Origin of the sequence: Micromonospora sp. R77, assembly GCF_022747945.1 — a bacterium.
Lineage (GTDB): Bacteria > Actinomycetota > Actinomycetes > Mycobacteriales > Micromonosporaceae > Micromonospora.
This window is the reverse complement of record NZ_JALDST010000001.1, coordinates 611,437-629,277: the sequence shown is the minus strand read 5'-3', so window position 1 is coordinate 629,277 and position 17,841 is coordinate 611,437. Positions and strand designations below refer to the sequence as shown.

16 protein-coding genes and 1 pseudogene are annotated in these 17,841 nt (G+C 71.9%); 8 read left to right on the top strand and 9 right to left on the bottom strand.

The window, feature by feature from the left end:
- Positions 1-24 precede the first annotated feature (24 nt).
- Positions 25-2,724: pseudogene (locus tag MRQ36_RS02640) on the top strand (glucosidase); the annotation flags it as partial.
- Here the strand turns inward: MRQ36_RS02640 and MRQ36_RS34310 are convergent.
- Entirely contained in the window at positions 2,725-3,771 is a 1,047-nt protein-coding gene (locus MRQ36_RS34310; RefSeq protein ID WP_374251079.1) for a hypothetical protein, read from the bottom strand.
- 463 nt (positions 3,772-4,234) lie between these two features.
- On the opposite strand from MRQ36_RS34310, the gene MRQ36_RS02635 reads away from it, so the two are divergent.
- The 3 genes from MRQ36_RS02635 (at position 4,235) to MRQ36_RS02625 (ending at position 6,883) form a co-directional block, all read left to right on the top strand.
- The gene (locus MRQ36_RS02635; RefSeq protein ID WP_242792414.1) at positions 4,235-4,933 is read left to right on the top strand and encodes an HAD family hydrolase; all 699 of its coding nucleotides are present in this window, start codon (positions 4,235-4,237) and stop codon (positions 4,931-4,933) included.
- Between the two features lie 22 nt (positions 4,934-4,955).
- On the top strand, positions 4,956-5,747 hold the full coding sequence (locus tag MRQ36_RS02630) for a DUF4184 family protein (protein WP_242792412.1): 792 nt from the start codon (positions 4,956-4,958) through the stop codon (positions 5,745-5,747).
- A 431-nt stretch (positions 5,748-6,178) separates the two neighbouring features.
- On the top strand, positions 6,179-6,883 hold the full coding sequence (locus MRQ36_RS02625) for a hypothetical protein (protein WP_242792410.1): 705 nt from the start codon (positions 6,179-6,181) through the stop codon (positions 6,881-6,883).
- A 58-nt stretch (positions 6,884-6,941) separates the two neighbouring features.
- Here MRQ36_RS02625 and MRQ36_RS02620 read toward each other — a convergent pair whose 3' ends face one another.
- The 5 genes from MRQ36_RS02620 to MRQ36_RS02600 all read right to left on the bottom strand — a co-directional run bounded on the left by MRQ36_RS02620 (position 6,942) and on the right by MRQ36_RS02600 (position 9,727).
- On the bottom strand, positions 6,942-7,217 hold the full coding sequence (locus tag MRQ36_RS02620) for a hypothetical protein (protein WP_242792408.1): 276 nt from the start codon (positions 7,215-7,217) through the stop codon (positions 6,942-6,944).
- A 47-nt stretch (positions 7,218-7,264) separates the two neighbouring features.
- The gene (locus MRQ36_RS02615; RefSeq protein WP_091345834.1) at positions 7,265-7,696 is read right to left on the bottom strand and encodes a hypothetical protein; all 432 of its coding nucleotides are present in this window, start codon (positions 7,694-7,696) and stop codon (positions 7,265-7,267) included.
- Between the two features lie 184 nt (positions 7,697-7,880).
- Entirely contained in the window at positions 7,881-8,054 is a 174-nt protein-coding gene (locus MRQ36_RS02610; protein ID WP_242792406.1) for a VOC family protein, read from the bottom strand.
- Positions 8,051-9,055 (bottom strand): hypothetical protein, encoded by a 1,005-nt coding sequence (locus MRQ36_RS02605; RefSeq protein ID WP_242792404.1) that lies wholly within the window; start codon positions 9,053-9,055, stop codon positions 8,051-8,053. The genes MRQ36_RS02610 and MRQ36_RS02605 overlap by 4 nt, the downstream gene beginning before the upstream one ends.
- 93 nt (positions 9,056-9,148) lie before the next feature.
- A complete protein-coding gene (locus MRQ36_RS02600) occupies positions 9,149-9,727 on the bottom strand; it encodes a DsbA family protein (protein WP_242792402.1) in 579 nt (192 codons plus the stop codon).
- A 229-nt stretch (positions 9,728-9,956) separates the two neighbouring features.
- Between MRQ36_RS02600 and MRQ36_RS02595 the strand changes: the two genes are divergently transcribed.
- The 4 genes from MRQ36_RS02595 to MRQ36_RS02580 are packed head-to-tail and all read left to right on the top strand — an operon-like array spanning position 9,957 to position 14,300.
- Positions 9,957-11,246, top strand: a complete 1,290-nt coding sequence (locus MRQ36_RS02595; protein ID WP_242792400.1) for an ABC transporter substrate-binding protein — start codon at positions 9,957-9,959, stop codon at positions 11,244-11,246.
- The gene (locus MRQ36_RS02590; RefSeq protein ID WP_308194773.1) at positions 11,243-12,244 is read left to right on the top strand and encodes a sugar ABC transporter permease; all 1,002 of its coding nucleotides are present in this window, start codon (positions 11,243-11,245) and stop codon (positions 12,242-12,244) included. The genes MRQ36_RS02595 and MRQ36_RS02590 overlap by 4 nt, the downstream gene beginning before the upstream one ends.
- Before the next feature lies 1 nt (position 12,245).
- Positions 12,246-13,082 (top strand): carbohydrate ABC transporter permease, encoded by an 837-nt coding sequence (locus tag MRQ36_RS02585; RefSeq protein ID WP_242792398.1) that lies wholly within the window; start codon positions 12,246-12,248, stop codon positions 13,080-13,082.
- A 9-nt stretch (positions 13,083-13,091) separates the two neighbouring features.
- Entirely contained in the window at positions 13,092-14,300 is a 1,209-nt protein-coding gene (locus MRQ36_RS02580; protein ID WP_242792396.1) for an ABC transporter ATP-binding protein, read from the top strand.
- A gap of 99 nt (positions 14,301-14,399) precedes the next feature.
- Here the strand turns inward: MRQ36_RS02580 and MRQ36_RS02575 are convergent, their stop codons facing one another.
- From MRQ36_RS02575 to MRQ36_RS02565, 3 genes are all read right to left on the bottom strand, one after another.
- A complete protein-coding gene (locus MRQ36_RS02575; RefSeq protein WP_242792394.1) occupies positions 14,400-15,707 on the bottom strand; it encodes an NYN domain-containing protein in 1,308 nt (435 codons plus the stop codon).
- A gap of 78 nt (positions 15,708-15,785) precedes the next feature.
- Complete coding sequence (locus MRQ36_RS02570) at positions 15,786-16,889, bottom strand: winged helix DNA-binding domain-containing protein (protein ID WP_242792392.1); 1,104 nt, start codon at positions 16,887-16,889, stop codon at positions 15,786-15,788.
- A gap of 126 nt (positions 16,890-17,015) precedes the next feature.
- Positions 17,016-17,750 carry a PRC and DUF2382 domain-containing protein gene (locus MRQ36_RS02565; RefSeq protein ID WP_242792390.1) on the bottom strand — a complete coding sequence of 245 codons (735 nt, stop codon included), beginning with the start codon at positions 17,748-17,750 and terminating at the stop codon, positions 17,016-17,018.
- Between the last annotated feature and the right edge of the window lie 91 nt (positions 17,751-17,841).

The window sequence follows — 17,841 nt, the reverse complement described above, 5'->3', positions numbered from 1 at the left end:
GGCGTGTAACACGCCACGACGACAATGGCCGCTGTGGTGAAGTACCCCGGCGGCGTCGAAGATGTGCAGGTGTTCACTGACCGGTCAGCTTCCGACGCCCCCGACCCCGAGCGGATCCGTCTCGCCCAGGCAGATGCCGGCGAGCAGGACTGGCGCGCATGGGGTCCCTATCTGTCCGAGCGGGCGTGGGGGACGGTACGGGAGGACTACAGCGAACACGGCACGGCGTGGGACTACTTCCCCCACGATCACGCGCGGTCCAGAGCCTACCGGTGGAACGAGGACGGCATGGCGGGCGTCTGCGACGACCGGCAGACGTTCTGCTTCGCCCTCGCCCTGTGGAACGGCAACGACCCGATCCTCAAGGAGCGGATGTTCGGCCTCGGCGGCGACGGCGGCAACCACGGCGAGGACGCCAAGGACTACTGGTGGTATCTCGACAGCACACCGACCCACTCGTACATGCGCTGGCGCTACCACTACCCGCAGGCCGCCTTCCCCTACGACGAGCTGGTCGCGGTCAACGCGCTGCGCGGCCGGGACGACACCGAGTACGAGCTGGTCGACACGGGGATCTTCGACGACGACCGGTACTGGGCGGTGACCGTCGACTACGCCAAGGCCACCCCGACGGACATGTGCATCCTGGTCACCGTCGCCAACCGGGCCCCCGAGGCGGCGACCCTGCACGTCCTGCCGCACCTGTGGTTCCGCAACACCTGGGCGTGGGGGCTGCCCGGCGGTGACCGGGTGCCGACGCTGACCGGTGAGGACGGCCGACTGGTCGGCGAGCACTGGGTGCTCGGCCAGGTCCTCCTCGAAGGCGACGGCGCGCCGACCCCGCTGCTCTGCGACAACGACACCAACGCCGAGCGGCTGTGGGGACTGCCCGGGCGGTCGGCGTACCCGAAGGACGGCATCAACGACCACGTCGTGGCCGGCGCGGCCACCGTCAACCCGGACCGGGTGGGCACCAAGGGCGCCCTGCACTACGTGCTGGACGTGCCGGCCGGCGGCCAGCGGCAGATCCGGCTGCGGCTGACCCGGACCGCCCCGCCGCCCGGCAGCGTGCCGCCGCCCCGGGCCGACCTGGGCGACAGCTTCGACGCGGTGCTCTGGGCCCGGCGGGCCGAGGCCAACCGTTTCTTCGCCGGGGTCGTCCCGGCCGCCGCCGGCCCCGACGAGACGCTGGTGGCCCGCACGGCGATCGCCGGGCTGATGTGGGGGAAGCAGTTCTATCACTTCGACGTCAAACGGTGGCTGGAGGGCGACCCGGGCTCGGTGCCGCCGCCGGCCGGGCGCCGGCACGGGCGCAACAGCGCCTGGTGGCACATGACCAGCTTCGACGTGATCTCCATGCCCGACCCCTGGGAATATCCCTGGTACGCGGCCTGGGACCTGGCCTTCCACTGCGTCAGCATCGCCCGGGTCGATCCCGGCTTCGCCAAGGAGCAGTTGCTGCTCCTGCTCCGCGAGTGGTACCTGCACCCCAACGGGCAGATCCCCGCGTACGAGTGGGCGTTCGCCGACGTCAACCCGCCGGTTCACGCCTGGGCCGCGCTGAAGGTCTTCGAGATCGACGGCTCCCGCGACCACGAGTTCCTGGCCCGGGTGATGCACAAGCTGCTGCTCAACTTCACCTGGTGGGTCAACCGCAAGGACACCGGCGGCAACAACGTCTTCGAGGGCGGCTTCCTCGGGCTGGACAACGTCGGTCCGTTCGACCGCTCCGCCGCGCTGCCGGTGGCCGGGGTGCTCGAACAGTCCGACGGCACCGGCTGGATGGCCATGTACGCCCTGAACATGCTCGACATGGCGATCGTGCTCGCCGAGCACGACCGGGCGTACGTGGACACCGCCACCAAGTTCTTCGAACACTTCGCGTACATCGCCGCCGCCGCGTACGACCAGGGGCTCTGGGACGACGAGGACGCCTTCTTCTACGACGTGCTGCGGCTGGCCGACGGCAGCCAGGTGCCGCTGAAGGTCCGCTCGGTGGTGGGGCTGCTGCCGCTCGCGGCGACCACCCGGCTCACCGCACGGACCCTGCACCGGCTGCCCGAACTGGGTGCCCGGCTGCGCTGGTTCCTCACCAACCGCCCCGAGTACGCCGACGTGATCGGCGCCCGCCGGCTCGGCCCGGACGGCCGGCAGCAGCGGCTGCTGTCCATGGTCGGCCCCGAGCAGGTGGTCCGGCTGCTGGCCCGGATGCTCGACACCGACGAGTTCCTCTCCGAGTACGGCCTGCGTACGCTCAGCCGCGCGCACCTGGACAAGCCGTTCACGGTGACCCTCGGCGGCCAGGAGTTCAGCGTCGGCTACGAGCCGGCCGAGTCCACCAGCGGGCTCTTCGGCGGCAACTCCAACTGGCGCGGGCCGATCTGGATGCCCACGAACTTCCTGCTGGTCAGCGCGCTGCGGGACTACGCCGCGTTCTTCGGCGACGACCTTCAGGTCGAGTACCCCACCCGCTCGGGGTGCAAGCGGACCCTGGACGAGATCGCCGACGACATCTCGGCCCGGCTGATCTCGCTCTTCACCCGGGACGGCTGGGGTCGGCGCCCCATCTACGGCGCGGCCCAGCTCTTCCAGACCCACCCGGACTGGCGGGACCTGATCTGCTTCCCGGAGTACTTCCACGGCGACAACGGCGCCGGCCTGGGCGCCTGGCACCAGACCGGGTGGACGGCGCTGGTCGCCGACCTGATCCTCACCCTGCGCCGCTCACGGCAGCGGGAAGAAGGCCAGCCGTGCGTGGTACTCGCCGGCCACCGTGGTGGTGTCGCTGCCGACGAAGAGGCCCCGATCGGTGGCGTACAGCTCGCCGGTGCCCACCCCGCGGTCCTTGGTCGGGTTCCAGGCCAGTGCCTTGCCGGTGGTGGGGTGGATCGCCCCGATCCCGGGCCGCTCCACCGCCCCCGCGCCGGCCGAGTTACGGCCGTACGGGTTGTCCAGCCAGCGCTGGTGGCCGCCGACGTAGACCGCCGCGCCGGTGATCGCCACCGAGAGCAGGGTGTCCCCGCCGGTGTAGTTGACCCAGGTCGGCTGCTTGGCGCCGACCGCGGTGCCGAACTCGAAGCGGGACGCGGCGTCGCAGAGGGTGCCCGGGAACGCCGCGCCGGTGGTGACCGCGACGAACCAGGTGCCGTCCGGGGAGATGTCCACCCCGCGCAGGTAGCTGGGTATCCGCGCGGAGCACTGCGGTCGGTAACGGTCGGTCGACCAGCCGGAGAGGGCGGCCCCGGTCGCGGTCAGCCCCGCCACGGCGAGCTGGTGCCGCGGCTGCCCGGCGACGGTGCTGAAGTTCCCCACGAAGACCAGTCGGCTGCCGTCGGCGGAGACGTCGAGGGCTTCGACCTTGACCGGTGCGGTGACGCCGGTGGTGGTGGTCCGGGGGCCGTCCAGTCGCAGGTCGACCGTGCCGTCGGCGGCTCCGGTGGTGGCGTTCAGGGCGGCCAGCCCGCGTCGGGTCACCCCGCCGACGGTCTGGAACGCCCCGCCCAGGACGAGCCGGTCGCCCACCAGCCGCATGTCGTTGACCTGGTTGTTCAACACCGCCGGGGCGAAGCCGGCCACCCGGGCGCCGGTGGCCGCGTCGACCCGCGCGACGCGGGGCGCGGCGACCCCGTTCACCGAGGTGAACGACCCGCCGAGATAGAGGGAGCGACCGTCGGCGGCGGCGGCCAGCGCCTTGACGGTGCCGTTGACCACCGGTCGGAAGGTGGTGTCGATCCGGCCGGTGGTGGCGTCGAACGCGACGAGCCGCGCCATCGCCAGCTCGGCGGTCGTCCCGGCGTTGCGCACCTTGGTGAAGGAGCCGGCCACGTACACCCGGCTGCCGAGCTGGAGGATCCGGTACACGGTGCCGTCGAGCGCGTGCGGCGTCCAGTTCGCCGGGTCGGCGCCGACCACGGTGGAGTGCGCGGCGTTGACCGCGCGGGCGGGGGTGGCGGGGAGCGCGGTGCCCACCGCGACGAGCGCGGCGAGCAGACCGGTGGCGGCCCGTTTCCGGTACGACCGTCCGGCCCTGGTCCCGCGGCGTTGCCGGTCGCGAGAATTCCTCATCCAGGCAGCATCCCGCCGGCGCCGGCCCCGCACAGTCGGCTGCCCGCCGCCCGTCCGTCGGCGTTCGGTCAGTCCGCGCCGACCGTCCAGCCGGCCGGCGGAAACGGGTTCGTCCGTGCGGGCCGGCCGCAGTAGCGTGGCCCGGTCCGGACAGGGGAGGGGAATACACATGCCGCAGCGCCGGGAGGGTCAGGTGCTCGTCTTCGACGCCGACGACACGCTCTGGGAGAACAACGTCCTCTTCGAACGGGTCATCGACGACTTCCTCGACTGGCTGGCGCACCCCACGCTCGACCGGGAGGAGATCCGGGCCGTGCTGGACGACATCGAGCGGGCCAACGCGGTGGCGCACGGCTACGGCAGCAAGGTCTTCCTGCGCAGCCTCGGCGAGTGCCTGGAGAAGCTGCGCGCGCGGCCGGCCACCGAGCGGGAACGCCGGGAGATCGACGAACTGGCCTCGGCGCTGGTCGGGCACACCGTCGAGCTGATGCCGGGGGTGGCCGCGACGCTGGACGACCTCGCCACCCGGCACGAGTTGCTGCTGCTGACCAAGGGGGACCGGGAGGAGCAGCAGCGCAAGCTCGACGCGTGCGGGCTGCTGCACCACTTCCGTGCCGCGCACATCGTCCGGGAGAAGAACGCCGACACCTACCGGTGGCTGGCCCGGGAGCACGACTTCGCGCCGGCCGACGCCTGGATGATCGGCAACTCCCCGCGGTCGGACATCCTCCCGGCCCGGGCCGCCGGCATGAACGCGGTCTTCATCCCGAACGCGAACACCTGGGTGCTGGAGCACGACGAGCTGGACCCGGGCGACCGGGGCGTGTTGCGACTGGCCGCCTTCCCGGATCTGCGCCGGCACTTCTGACCGGCCCGGTACCGTCCAGCTCATGCCCCTGACGTTCCCGTCGCACCTGGCGCCGGTGCTGCCGCTGAAACTGTGGCGACCGCGCTGGTTCGACGGCGTCGCGCTGGTCACCGGCGCGGTCGCGCCGGACGCCTGCTACCTGTTCACCGGCACCCGCCTCGACCTGGGGATGCGGACCCACACCCTGGCCGGGCTGCTCTGGTGGTGCCTGCCGGTCGCCCTCGGCTATGCCTGGATCGTCCGCCGCACGATGGCCGGCATCGCCGTCCACCTGCCCGGACAGCGGGCGTTCGGCTGGCCGGACCACGCCGCGCTCGGCGGGGTGCGGCACCCCTGGCAGGTCACCTTCTGCTCGGCGCTGATCGGCGCGTTCAGCCACGTCGCCTGGGACCGGGTCGCGCACAGCCAGCGCTGGTGGCGCCTGCTGGGGATCGACAACTTCTATTCGGTGGCCGGCGTCCACTGGCCGCTCGTCACCGACGCGGTCAACAGCACGGTGGGCGCGGTGCTCGTGGTGGGTTTGGCGCTGCGCGCGGCCCGCCGGCATGAGATCTTCACCGGGGTACGCCCACCCCCGCCACCCGCGCGTCCCGGCCTGTTCTGGGGCGCGGCCCTGCCGGTGGTGGTCGCCGGGGCGGCCGTCCTGCCGGCCCTGCCGGCCAGCACCGTGCCGGCGCCGGCCGGGGTACGCCTGCTCCACGTGGGAGCGCTTGCGCTGATCGTGGGCGCAGCGGCGGCGGGCGGTCTCCGCGCCGGTCGACCGGCCGCCGAACGGACCGGTCGCTTCGATGAGAAACAGCGCCAGCTCGACTGACCGTGTTACGCCGACATGCCGTATTTCAACGTAGGTATCAATCACACTCCGCCGGGCCCGGAAAAGCTTGTCCGACCTGCGGCGGGCTGCCTAACCTGAGCGCGCGTTCACGGCTCTTCGGGGTGAGTCGGAACGCACCGAAGTCCGGTAGTTGGGCACCGTGGAGCTGAGTGCATGCGGGCCGGCTCGCCGTGTTGAGCCCGGCGTGGGCGGCGTGCCACGCCCGCCGCGCTCGCAACGGCGAAATCCGCTACCACGCCGGACGGCTGGGGGTCAGGATCGGGGAGTTGCGGACCCGGTCCTGACCCGCCCCCGCCTCGTCCCACCGTCCCGCCGGTCGCGGCACCCTGTGCACACCGGATTACGACAATGACGCTGAGCAGGGACGAACGCCTCTTCTCCGGGTGGGCGGTCGAGCGCCACACTCAGTCATGACACCTCAGCGCGTACCACTGCTGTTTTCTGGCCTGGTCGTGCTGCTCGCGGCGGCCTGCACCACGACCGACCACGACGGCGCGACGTCAGCGCCCTCGACGGCAGCCGCGCCCAGCGCGACCGCCGCCCCCACCCCGTCCCCGAGCGCGGTGACCACCACGGCCCCCGCACCCCCCACCGGCACACCGGCCGCCTCCGACTGGCGGGTCACCTACGGCTGGGCGATCCCCACCGCACCGGCCCGGGTCGGCCACGCCGTGCGGGTGCCGGTCACCCCGGCGCCCGGCGAGCCGCTGCCCGTCCTGGTCGACATCCGGGTCGGCGACCATCCGGGCGAGGGTTGGACCCGGGTCACCTTCGCCTTCCGTGGTCCGACCCCCGGCTACCAGGTGGCCCTGGTCGACCGGGTGGCGTCCGACGGCAGCGGCGACCCGATCGACCTGCCCGGCGACGCCGACCTCTCGGTCCGCTTCGACCCGGCGCAGGGCCACCTCAGCAACGGCCGGACCAGTTACACCGCGCCGGGCCGGGCGGTCGACCTGCCGACCCTGCGCGGCTGGGCACCGGCGGGCGACTTCGAGGGACACCTCGGGTTCGGCCTCGGGTTGCGCACCACGGGCACCCCGCTGCCGGTCCGGCTGGCCGAGTCCACCCGGCCCGACGGCCTGCACGTGGTCTCGGTCGACGTACGCCGCGGCTGAACCGGCCCGCAGAAGCGACCGCGCCGGCACCGGGCCGGCGCGGTCGGGTCGGCGTGTCTCAGGAGACCCCGCCCCGGACGATCGCCACGGCCACCCGGCAGAACTCGTCCATGTCGGGGTTGAAGCCGGCGGCGATGTCCGGGTGCAGGCCCGCCCGGGTCTCGTCGAGCAGCCGGCGACAGACCTCCTCGACCGGCTCGCCCGCATAGCTGGCGCGGATCCGCTCGGTGGCCGCCTGCAGGGCCGAGGTCAGCTGATCCTCCAGCGGGCCGCGCAGCTTCTGCTGCACAGGGTCGAGCCCGCTCGGGTCGAGCGTGACATGTGGCTCCGACATCGGCGCTCCCTTCGTCGGCGTCCGCGGTACCCCACCGCGGCCGTCGGTCAAACCACGGTGGGTACGGCGGCCACCCGGACCTGGTACGAGAAGTCCTCCGCCGGCTCCTCCACGTACGACAACCGGCGGATCTGCCGGTCGTCGTCGTAGAGGGCGACGTCGACGAGGACGCCGAGGTGGGCCAGCCCGATGTTGGCCACCCGCTTCTTGTCCTGGAGCACCGCGCACACCCCGCCCAGCAGGGTGCTGGCGTCGGAGGTGCGGTGCCCGGGCGGGCAGCGCAGGGTCAGGTCCACCTCGATCGGCCCGGCGAGCGGCGTCCAGCCGGTGCGCTGGGCCGCGGTGCAGGCCGCCTGGAGCAGGGCGCGGACCCTCGTCGCCTGCCGGTGGCCGGCGGCGAAGATGGACAGGGCCTCGGTCTTGACCGGGGGCAGGCCGCTCACCTCGAACGTCAGGGCGAGAGCGCGGGTGTCCTGCACGACAACCTCCTCGTTGGGGACGATCCTGCCCAACCGGTGAACCGGCAGAAGGGGGTTCGCGCGATTACCAACCGTTCGGGCGGGCTGGGGTCGGCCGGAGGCGTATCGACTTCGACGGCGACGCGCTGGCTGCGGAGCTAGGGGAACGCTAGTCCACCCGCCGGACGCTGGGTAGCCTCCCCGCTCACTGGGTGGGACGCGGCGGGAAGGCGCAGAACTCGTTGCCCGCCGGGTCGGCCAGCACCCACCGGCTGACCTCCGTGTCCGGCTCGCGCACCAGCCGGGCACCGGCCGCCAGCAGCGCGGCCGGCTCCGGCCCGGCGAGCCGCAGGCAGCGGTCCTTGAAGCGTGCGATCATCCGGCCATCATGCCGGTGGGGTGGGACGGTTCCGGCTCGTCGCCGCCGGTCGCCCGCGTCGGGCACACCGGCCTCGTCAGGGCCAGGTAGGAGGCGGCGGCGACCAGCAGCCCCAGCCCCCAGACCGTGTACGCGGCCAGCGTCACCGGCAGGAACCAGCCGGACGCCCCCGGGATCCGCCCGGTCGCCCACGCGGTCGTCCCGCCGACGCCGAAGTAGCCGGTCAGGCCGGCACCGACGAACAGGGCCGGACCGAGCACCAGCCAGCGCGGCACCGGCCGACCCGCCAGCGGCAGCACCCAGCCGGGCCAGATCCGTCCCCAGCGGTGCGCCAGCGCGAGCGGCAGCACCGTACCGGCCAGCACCATCAGCACGAGGAAGGTCAGCACGAACGCCCGGGTGGTCCCCGGCGACAGGCTCATCCGGAAACCGTCCGGCAGTTGCGCGCCGAGCCGGAGCAGGCAGGCGGCGACGGCGCCGTACCCGCCGAGGTACGCCCACCAGGGCGACGGATCGGTGCGCCGCTCGGGGGAGCGGCCGTGGATCCGGCCGCAGGCCGGGCAGGCGTGACGGGCCCGGCGCTGCGCCACGACAGCCACCGCGACCGCCAGCACTCCCGTCGTTGCGCCGCTGCCCTGGGCCAGCAGCACCGCCAGGTCGGCCCGCCGCACGGGTGCCCCGAAGAGCGCGCCGAGGACCGTCAGCAGGCTCAACGGCAGCATGAAGGAGTACAGCAGCAGGGCGACGCCGGTGACCCAGCCCGAGGCGGCCAGCGACCACCGGACGACCGGCCGGCTGTCCCACCCCACGGTGACCAGCAGCGCGACGACAGCCGCCACCGCGCTCGCCGCCACCGGCGCCCAGCCCTCCGGCAGGAACGACTCACCGGGCCCGGGGAACCGCGGCGGGCCGGCCACCGCCCAGTAGGCGTGTACCGCCGCGTACACCAGGCTGCCCAGCGCCGCGGACCGCGGCGTCCATCTCGCCCATCGGGATGTCATGCCTCGACGGTGCCGGCCCGGGCGCGGTCCCGGCCTCCCCGGCGCGGGGCAGCCGGCTCCCCCGAACGGGTCAGGGGGAGCCGGGTTCCCGGGTCAGCGACGGCCGCGCTTGACCTCGTGGAAGGTGGTCAGCCGCAGCAGCGGCAGCAGCGAGTCCCAGATGGTCAGGGCGTCGTCGGTGCCGGGGACCTCGGTGACGATCGGCCCGTGGATGCCCCGCTCCGCGCCGGGCACCATCAGCACCGGCGACCCGATGTCCGGGCCGGCCGAGGCGTACGACAGGGCGTGTGACTCGTGCACCGCCCGGTCCCAGCGCTCGTCGTCGAGGGCCGGCGCGGCCTCGGCGAGGCCGGCCGCCTCGACGGCCGCCGCCACGATCTTGTCGGAGATCGGGTTGCCGGCGTCGTGGGTACGGGTGCCGAGCTCGGTGTAGAAGCGGCCGGCGTCGTCGTGGCGGCCCTCGGCGCGCAGCGCCTCCACCAGCCGCAGGGCGCGGCCGGACGCGGTCATCGCGTCGGCGTACTCCGGGGCGATCCGACCCTCGTTGAGGATGGCCAGGCTGAACGCCCGCCACTCGATGTCCAGGCCGCGGGCCTCGGCGACGGCGACCAGCCAGCGCGAGGTGCGCCAGGTCCACGGGCAGGCGGGATCGAAGAAGAAGGTGGCGTCCATCCGCCGAGCCTACGGGCGGCCGGCGCGGCCCGCAGCTCGGTGATCCGCGCCACAGTTGCTCCTGAACAACCGTTCGAACACCGGCGATGTTTCGCAATGTCGCAGGTCGGGCACTGTGGGCGCACGAAACGTCCGGGGTCGGGCCGACCGCAACACCTGGCCCCGGCCGTCTCGCCGTGCGCCGGGGCACGTCACCTCCCCGGCTCTCGCCGAAGAAAAGGGGAGGGCGATGACTGCAGACCCCGACGAGGCCGCCCGTCGGCGGCGCCCACGTTTCCGCGCGGCGGCCGCAGCCGCCGCGTTGACGTTGGTGGCGCCGCTCGCCGCCTGCGGTTCCGGTGACGACGGCGGTACACCGATGATCAACCTGTACTACCCGCCGGAGCAGAATTTGCAGAAGGTGGTCGACGACTGCAACTCGCAGGCCCAGGGACGCTACAAGATCGTCTATCGGGTGCTGCCCCGGCAGGCCGACGACCAGCGGGTGCAGATGGTGCGCCGGCTCGCCGCCCAGGACACCGGGATGGACGTGCTCGGTCTCGACGTCACCTGGACCCAGGAGTTCGCCAGCGCCGACTGGATCCGTGAGTGGACCGGCCAGGACAAGGCGGAGGCCGAGCAGGGCACCCTCGCGGGCCCGCTGGACACCGCCCGCTACGAGGACAAGCTCTACGCCGCGCCGAAGAACACCAACGTCCAGCTGCTCTGGTACCGCACCGACCTGGTTCAGCAGCCGCCGAAGACCTGGGACGAGATGATCTCCGCGGCCCAGCAGCTCAAGCAGCAGGGCAAGCCCTACCAGGTGCTCACCATGGGCGCCCAGTACGAGGGTCTGGTCGTCCTCTACAACACCCTGGCCGAGAGCGCGGGCGGGAAGATCCTCAGCGACGACGGCAAGAAGGCCGTGATGGACGCCGGCACCGTCAAGGCGCTCGACCAGCTGAAGAAGTTCGCCACGTCGGGCGTGACGTCGCCGTCGTTCAGCAACGCCACCGAGGACCCGGTCCGGCTGGAGTTCCAGTCCGGCCAGGGCGCCTTCCAGGTCAACTGGCCGTTCGTCTATCCGGCGATGCAGGAGGCCAACCCGGACCTGGCGAAGAAGGTCACGTGGGCGCGGGTGCCGGGGATCGACGCGGGCACCCCGAGCAAGGTCACCATCGGCGGCGTCAACCTGGCCGTCAGCACCTACTCGAAGCACCCGACGGAGTCGTTCGAGGCGGCGAAGTGCATCCGTAACGCCGAGCACCAGAAGTTCTCCGCCGTCAACGACGGGGTGCCGCCGACCATCGAGAAGGTCTACGACGACCCGGAGATGGACAAGGCGTACCCGATGAAGGACACCATCCTGGAGGAGCTGAAGGAGCCGGCGGTCCGCCCGCTGACCCCCGCCTACCAGAGCATCTCCACGGTGATGTCGGCGCTGCTGTCGCCGCCGTCCGGGATCCGGCCCGAGCAGACCGCCGACGAGCTGCGCAAGGCTATCGCCGACGCGCTCGAATCGAAGGGGGTGCTCCCGTGAGCATCAACGCCACCCCGACGGGCGCGGACGTCGCCGCCGACGAGACGGCCGCCGCCACCGGACGGCACGCCGCCGTACCGACCCAGCGGGCCGCGCGCCGGTCGGCGAAGGCGCCGCTGAGCGAGAACAAGAAGGCCGAACGGAAGCTCGGCTGGCTGCTCTGCGCACCGGCCGCGCTGGTCATGGTGCTGGTCACCGCGTACCCGATCATCTATTCGATCTGGCTGTCGCTGCAGCGGTTCGACCTGCGCTTCCCCGACCAGCGGGAGTTCATCGGGCTGGAGAACTACGCCACCGTGCTGAGCAACCAGTTCTGGTGGACCGCGTTCGGGGTCACCGCGCTGATCACGGTGGTCACCGTGGCGGTCGAGCTGGTGCTCGGCATGGGGCTCGCGCTGATCATGCACCGGACCCTGGTCGGTCGGGGCATCGTCCGGACCGCGGCGTTGATCCCGTACGGGATCGTCACGGTCGTCGCCGCGTTCTCCTGGCGGTACGCCTGGACGCCCGGCACCGGCTACCTGGCCAACCTCATGGACGGCAGCGCGCCGCTGACCGAGCGGGCCAGCTCGCTGGCGATCATCATGCTGGCGGAGATCTGGAAGACCACCCCGTTCATGGCGCTGCTGCTGATGGCCGGCCTGGCGCTGGTGCCGGAGGACCTGCTCAAGGCCGCCTCCACCGACGGCGCCACCTCCTGGCAGCGGTTCACCAAGGTGATGCTGCCGGTGATGAAGCCGGCGATCCTGGTCGCGCTGCTGTTCCGCACGCTGGACGCGTTCCGGGTCTTCGACAACATCTTCGTGCTCACCAACGGCGGCAACGAGACCTCGTCGGTGTCGATGCTCGCCTACAACAACCTGATCCGGGGTCTGAACCTCGGCATCGGCTCCACGATGTCGGTGCTGATCTTCATCACCGTGGCGATCATCGCCTTCGTCTTCGTGAAGCTGTTCGGCACCGCTGCCCCCGGCAGCGACGACGGGGAGAGGCGCTGACATGGCAGTCGAAACCACCACGCGGGCGAAGCTGCGCTGGGGTCTGCTCGACGTGATCGTCGTCGTCTTCGCGCTGGTCCCGGTCCTCTGGATCGCCTCGCTGTCGTTCAAGACCCCGGGCACCCTGACCGACGGGAAGTTCTGGCCCCGGGAGTGGACGCTGGACAACTACCGGACGATCTTCGACACGGATCAGTTCGTCCGGGCCCTGGCCAACTCGATCGGCATCGCGCTCATCGCCACCCTGATCGCGGTGGTGCTCGGCGCGATGGCCGCGTACGCGATTTCCCGGCTGGACTTCCCCGGCAAGAAGCTGCTGGTCGGGGTCTCCCTGCTGATCGCGATGTTCCCGCAGGTGTCGCTGGTGTCGCCGCTGTTCGAGATCGAGCGGCAGCTGGGGCTCTTCGACACCTGGCCGGGGCTGATCCTGCCGTACATAACCTTCGCGCTGCCGCTGGCGATCTACACGCTGTCGGCGTTCTTCAAGCAGATCCCCTGGGACCTGGAGAAGGCGGCGAAGATGGACGGCGCCACCCAGGGTCAGGCGTTCCGGCGGGTCATCGCCCCGCTGGCCGCGCCGGGGCTGTTCACCACGGCGATCCTGGTCTTCATCTTCTGCTGGAACGACTTCCTCTTCGCCATCACGCTCACCTCGACCGAGCGGGCCCGTACGGTCCCGGTGGCGCTGTCGTTCTTCACCGGCGAGTCGCAGTTCGAGGACCCCACCGGGGCGATCTGCGCCGCCGCCGTGGTGATCACCATTCCGATCATCCTGTTCGTGCTCTTCTTCCAGCGCCGCATCGTCTCCGGTCTGACCTCCGGCGCAGTCAAGGGATAGGTGGTAACAGTGGCTGACATCGTGCTGGACAAGGTGAGTAAGCGGTTCCCGGACGGGACCGTCGCGGTGCAGGACGTCGACCTGGAGATCGCCGACGGCGAGTTCGTGATCCTGGTCGGCCCGTCGGGCTGCGGCAAGTCCACCACCCTGAACATGATCGCCGGACTGGAGGACATCAGCTCCGGTGAGCTGCGCATCGCGGGGGAGCGGGTCAACGACAAGGCGCCCCGGGACCGGGACATCGCCATGGTGTTCCAGTCGTACGCGCTGTATCCGAACATGACGGTCCGGGAGAACATGGCCTTCCCGCTGCGGCTGGCGAAGCTGGACAAGGCCGAGATCGACCGGAAGGTCGACGAGGCCGCCAAGGTCCTGGAGCTGACCCCGCTGCTGGACCGCAAGCCGGCCAACCTCTCCGGCGGCCAGCGGCAGCGGGTGGCGATGGGTCGGGCGATCGTCCGGCAGCCGAAGGCGTTCCTGATGGACGAGCCGCTGTCCAACCTGGACGCCAAGCTGCGCGTGCAGATGCGTACGGTGGTGTCCCGGCTGCAGAAGCAGCTCGGCACCACGACCGTCTACGTCACGCACGACCAGACCGAGGCGATGACCCTCGGCGACCGGGTGGTGATCATGCGGGGCGGCGCGGTGCAGCAGGTCGGCCCGCCCCAGGAGCTCTACGACCACCCGCGCAACCTCTTCGTCGCCGGGTTCATCGGCTCGCCGTCGATGAACTTCCTGCACGCCGCCGTGGAGGACGGCAAGCTGCGGACCGCGCTCGGTGACGTGCCGATCGGCGACCGGGTCCGCCGGCAGCTCGACGGCGCGGACGCCCCGCGCGAGCTGATCCTCGGTGTCCGGCCGGAGCACTTCGAGGACGCGGAGCTGGTCGACGACGACACCCGTCGCCGGGGCATGGAGTTCGAGGCGCCGGTGGACATCGTCGAGTCGATGGGCTCGGACAAGTACGTCTACTTCACCGTCGAGGGTGAGCGGGCCAGCGCCGCCGAGCTGGAGGAGCTGGCCGCGGACGCCGGTGCCGCCGACTTCACCGGCGCCGGGGCGAGCCTGGTCACCCGCCTCTCGGCCGAGTCGCCGGTGCGGGAGGGGGAGAGCCGGCGGGTCTGGTTCAACCTCGAGAAGATCCACCTGTTCGACCCGACCACGGGCCGGAACCTGACCCTGCACGAGGGCCGGGCGTCGGGCGCCCTCGCCGACTGACCGGGACGGGGCGGGCCGGTGGCGCTCTTCGCCACCTGTCCGCCCCGTCTCCTGACCCGGGGCTCGGCTTGTGTCCGCAGGCCGGTGACCTGCGGTCCTTCACCGGCCTGCCTGCTCGGTGCCGCCGTCAGGCGGTGCGCCCAACCAGGCGCGAACCGTCGCGATCTCCTCGTCGGAGAACGTGACCTCCGCGGCGTCGGCGCGGCTGAGGACGTTGGCGACGAACGCGGTGGCTATCTCGTCCGCCGCAGGAGCGGGTTGGCGGTGCAACGGGCACCCGCCGTACGAGGTACCCCGCACGACGAACCCGACGGCGTTACGGCTGACCGGCAGTCCCTGCTCGCGCAGCTGGTCTCGGACCCAGCTGGTGCACTGGGTCAGGTTGAACCGCTGGGACCGGGCGTATTCGGCGAGTGTCCGGTAGAGCGCCGGCCACCAGTGTTGCGGCATCCGCGGCAGTTCGACCTGATCGACCAGGCGCTCGACGGGATCCGGTAGCGCGACGCGCGGCGCTGCGATGGCGGCCGTCGGGGCCGGGTGGCGGCTGGTGTCCCAGAGCAGGTGCTGCGACATCCGCAGATCCGGCAACGCGAGGCTTCCCACGGCGCGGGCGAAACTGCCGAAGCCGAACCAGTTGCTGTCGCTGACCGAGTGGCCGAGCTGCGTCCGCAGCCGGGAGGCGAGCGAGGCCATGTTCAACGGCTCGCTCGCCCTGGCGTACTCCTCGGTCAGGATGGACCGGAAGGCCTCGTACGCCTCGCCCTGGCCAGCGGTAGGGGGGACACCGTCGGCAGCGGCCAGCTGCTCGTCGAACTCGTCCTCCACCTCGCTGTCGGTGTCATCGTCGAGGTCGACCGACTCACCCTGCACCAGTGCCAGCAGGTGCTGGCTGTCGAGAACCTGGTCGGCGATAGCGGTGAAGGCCTCGGCAGCGTCCGCCGGTGACACGATCATCGTTCGCCGGTCGGAGCGGCGCAGGCGCTGCAGCAACGGGGTCATGTCGGAGTCGCCGGAGGCGATCACGAACTCGTCGTACCGGGTGTCGGCGGACAGCGCGTCGACGGCGTCGACGACGATCCTGATGTCGGCGGCGTTCTTCGTACTGCTGTAGCGCGGGCAGTCGATCACGTCGAAGCCGGCGCGGACGAAGAAGGGCCGGAACTTCGAGAAGTACAGCCGCGGCTGCTCCTCGCTCGGGCCCGTGCGGTACACCCAGCCTGCGGGGTTCAGGTAGCAGCGCAGGACCAGCCAGCGCCGCTCGCCATCCGTCGTGGCCGTCGCCGCCAGCCGGCGCAGCCATCCCCCCGGATCCTCGGCGAAGTGAATCGCCACGTCCGGATCCAACTTGTAGAGGCCGCTGAACACGTTGTCGAAGTCGAGGTACAGCGCCGCCCGAACGCGATTCACGAGCGCAACCTACCAACGCGGCGCACGGACGTGCTGCCGGAGCGGCAGCACGTTCCGGCGGAGACCGGCCCCATTCGGTCACCAGGAGTGACGCAGCGGCAGTCCGAGGAAGCGTGCGTACCGGTCCAGGGCCGCCTCGACGCGGGCGCGCAGTCCGTCGTCGAACGGCGTCAGGGGATGCACGGTGACCGTGGCCCGGTTCCTGGTGAGAGTGCGCCGCCAGGTGCCGGCCACCCGGCCGGCGTGGACCACGGTGGCCTGGAAGACGCCGTTGTTGCCGGGGACCACCGCCTGCTGGTGCGCCGGCTCGAGCATCAGGGTCCGGTCCTTGAAACCGAGCAGGTACTCGTCGAAGCCGGGCAGCAGGTGCAGGTCGTCGACCGGTCCTCGGGGGGCGTCGAGCAGCGCCGCGTCGACCAGTGACTCCGTGTCGTCGACCCGCACGACGGCGAGCGTGTCACCGGCCACCGCCACGCCCCGCCGGGCGTCGGTCAGGGTCAGCCCGGTCCAGCCGGCGAAGTCCCGCACCGTGGTCGGGCCGTGGCCGCGGAAGTAGCGCGACGCCAGGATGCCGAGCGCCTCGTCGCGCTCCGGGTGGTGCGGATCGGGCACCCACTCGTCCAGCAGGACGAAGGTCTGCTCGCCGTCGACGTGCGGGGCGATGCAGGTGACCCCGCGCAGGCTGGCGTACCAGAGCAGGTGGTAGCCGCGTTGCCCGGTGGTGTCGACGCCGGCCGTGGTGAGCGCGGCCAGGCACTGCGCGCGGGTGAGCCGGCCGCCGCCGGCCAGCGCCGCGCCGAGCACGTCGAGCGCCCGCTCGGCGTCCGCCTCGGTCAGGCCCAGCGACCGCCAGCGGGCCGCCACGCCGGCCAGCGCCCGCACACCGGTCACCGCCAGCATCCAGTGGGCGTCCCGCGAGGGTACGAAATGCACCGTGCCCCGCATCGGCCAGGTGCGCAGCGCCGCACGCTCCTTCAGCGCCGCCAGCACGTCCGTCAGGGTGAACTCCGGCAGGCGTACGCCCAGCGACCACAGACCGCTCGCGACGTCCTGCGCCTGCATGGCGCCGAACCACTCGACCACCCCGGCCACGTCCGTCGGCCGGCCGATCGGGTGCGGACGCAGCAGCAGGCTGGTCATCCGCAGGGCCAGCGCCTCCGCGCCGGTGAGCCGCACGTCCACGGGCAACCTTCCGTCGGTGATGGACGGGAGCATAGGCGGCCGATCCGACAGCGCGACCGTGCCGGAACGCGACCGGGCGGGTGGGCTCTCGCCCACCCGCCCGGGATGACCCGCGTCGTACCGGGGTCAGCGGTTCCGGCGCGCCCGCTCCGGCACGTCCGCGTCGACCATCTCCCGGCGGACCTGCGCGTTGACGGGCTGTTCCTCGACCACCTCGTCCTTGTTCAGCCGTACCCGCTCGACGGGCACCTGCTCCTTGGCGACCACCGGATGCTCCGCGCGCAGCTCCATGTCGCGCTGCTCCTCACGGATGTCCGGCCGGGTGTCGCCGCGGTTCGCCGCGGTGATCGGCTCGCGGACCACGCTCACCTCGTCGTGCTCGATCGGCACGGTGGTCTGCACGTTCTCGGTCACCACCCGCTTGCGCAGGTGGGCCGTGCCGGCGGGCTCGCTCTCGGCGCCGACCTGGATCCGCTCCTCCGAGCGGACCATCTCGGGAGCGCCCGGCATCCGCTGCGGCGGCTGCTGGGCCGCGCCCTGCTGCTGCAGCTGGTAGTGCCGGTACAGCTGCGCCAGCTGGTCCGCGTCGAGCGGCTGGTCGGTGCCGGTCTCCACGCTCGGCGCGCTCCGCACGGTGGCCTTGTCGTACGGCATCTGGAGCCGGCCGTCGTTCTGCATGCGGGCCGCCTGGAGCGGGGCCATCGACTCGTGGTGGCCCATCACCCCGGTCTTCACGCTGACCCAGGTCGGCTCGCCGGCGGCGTCGGCCCAGACCTGGCCCACACTGCCGATCTTCGCGCCCGAGCGGTCCTGGACGTCCTGCCCGTACAGCGAACGGATCTGCTGCTCGGTCAGTCGCATGGTTCGTCCTTCCTCTCGTGGGTCACGACGAGGATCCCCGCCGGGGCCGGGAAGCATGCCGGGGATTCGGGACGAATAGGAGGAGTAGCAG

Excerpts from the sequence above, each read along its gene's own strand:
- MRQ36_RS02565 (WP_242792390.1), bottom strand. The coding sequence starts at position 17,750 with ATGCGACTGACCGAGCAGCAGATCCGTTCGCTGTACGGGCAGGACGTC.
- MRQ36_RS34310 (WP_374251079.1), bottom strand. The coding sequence starts at position 3,771 with ATGGCGCGGCTCGTCGCGTTCGACGCCACCACCGGCCGGATCGACACC.
- MRQ36_RS02625 (WP_242792410.1), top strand. The coding sequence starts at position 6,179 with ATGACACCTCAGCGCGTACCACTGCTGTTTTCTGGCCTGGTCGTGCTG.
- MRQ36_RS02620 (WP_242792408.1), bottom strand. The coding sequence starts at position 7,217 with ATGTCGGAGCCACATGTCACGCTCGACCCGAGCGGGCTCGACCCTGTG.
- MRQ36_RS02610 (WP_242792406.1), bottom strand. The coding sequence starts at position 8,054 with ATGATCGCACGCTTCAAGGACCGCTGCCTGCGGCTCGCCGGGCCGGAG.
- MRQ36_RS02635 (WP_242792414.1), top strand. The coding sequence starts at position 4,235 with ATGCCGCAGCGCCGGGAGGGTCAGGTGCTCGTCTTCGACGCCGACGAC.
- MRQ36_RS02600 (WP_242792402.1), bottom strand. The coding sequence starts at position 9,727 with ATGGACGCCACCTTCTTCTTCGATCCCGCCTGCCCGTGGACCTGGCGC.
- MRQ36_RS02630 (WP_242792412.1), top strand. The coding sequence starts at position 4,956 with ATGCCCCTGACGTTCCCGTCGCACCTGGCGCCGGTGCTGCCGCTGAAA.
- MRQ36_RS02585 (WP_242792398.1), top strand. The coding sequence starts at position 12,246 with ATGGCAGTCGAAACCACCACGCGGGCGAAGCTGCGCTGGGGTCTGCTC.
- MRQ36_RS02605 (WP_242792404.1), bottom strand. The coding sequence starts at position 9,055 with ATGACATCCCGATGGGCGAGATGGACGCCGCGGTCCGCGGCGCTGGGC.
- MRQ36_RS02595 (WP_242792400.1), top strand. The coding sequence starts at position 9,957 with ATGACTGCAGACCCCGACGAGGCCGCCCGTCGGCGGCGCCCACGTTTC.